The sequence below is a fragment of the Synechococcus sp. W70.1 genome, from assembly GCF_047461515.1.
Lineage (GTDB): Bacteria > Cyanobacteriota > Cyanobacteriia > Thermostichales > Thermostichaceae > Thermostichus.
Window position 1 is genome coordinate 1 of record NZ_JANSHH010000020.1, and the last position, 961, is coordinate 961.

1 rRNA gene is annotated in these 961 nt (G+C 65.7%); it reads left to right on the forward strand.

Annotation, left to right across the window (positions count from 1 at the left end):
* Window positions 1-162: 162 nt before the first annotated feature.
* Window positions 163-961, forward strand: a 16S ribosomal RNA gene (locus NW808_RS04115); the annotation flags it as partial.

The following is a 961-nucleotide window of genomic DNA, read 5'->3' on the forward strand; positions in this document are numbered from 1 at the left end:
TCGTTATACTGTAGTGATGGGTCGAGCGAGAGAGGCTCGAACTCCGGAAGGCGAAGCACCTTGACAACTGAGGTGTGGTTCGTGCAAGCGCCCCGCCCCAAGTGTTGACGACGGACCGAGGTCTCGTGCAGGGCACGACGATCTCGGGTTCTGGAGTGATCTGGGATGGAGAGTTTGATCCTGGCTCAGGGGGAACGCTGGCGGCGTGCCTAATGCATGCAAGTCGGACGGGAGCACGCTTCGGCGTGCCGACCGTGGCGGACGGGTGCGTAACACGTGGGGAACCTGCCCGGGTGCGGGGGATAACCCGGGGAAACTCGGGCTAATACCCCATACGCTTGGCTGGTGGTGGGCCGGCCAAGGAAAGGCACAGGCGACTGTGCTGTGCTCGGAGGGCCCTGCGGCCTATCAGCTAGACGGTAGGGTCACGGCCTACCGTGGCGATGACGGGTAGCTGGTCTGAGAGGATGGCCAGCCACACGGGCACTGAGACACGGGCCCGACTCCTACGGGAGGCAGCAGCAGGGAATCTTCCGCAATGGGGGCAACCCTGACGGAGCGACGCCGCGTGCGGGAGGAAGCCCTTCGGGGTGTAAACCGCTGTTCGGGGGGACGATCGAGCGACGGTACCCTCGGAGCAAGTCCCGGCTAACTACGTGCCAGCAGCCGCGGTAAGACGTAGGGGGCGAGCGTTACCCGGAGTCACTGGGCGTAAAGGGCGTGTAGGCGGCTGGGTACGCCGCGTGTGAAAGTCCCCGGCTCAACCGGGGAGGGTCGCGCGGGACGGCCTGGCTCGAGGGCGGGAGAGGCGGGTGGAATTCCCGGTGTAGCGGTGAAATGCGTAGAGATCGGGAGGAACGCCGGTGGCGAAGGCGGCCCGCTGGCCCGTCCCTGACGCTGAGGCGCGAAGGCGTGGGGAGCGAACCGGATTAGATACCCGGGTAGTCCACGCAGTAAACGA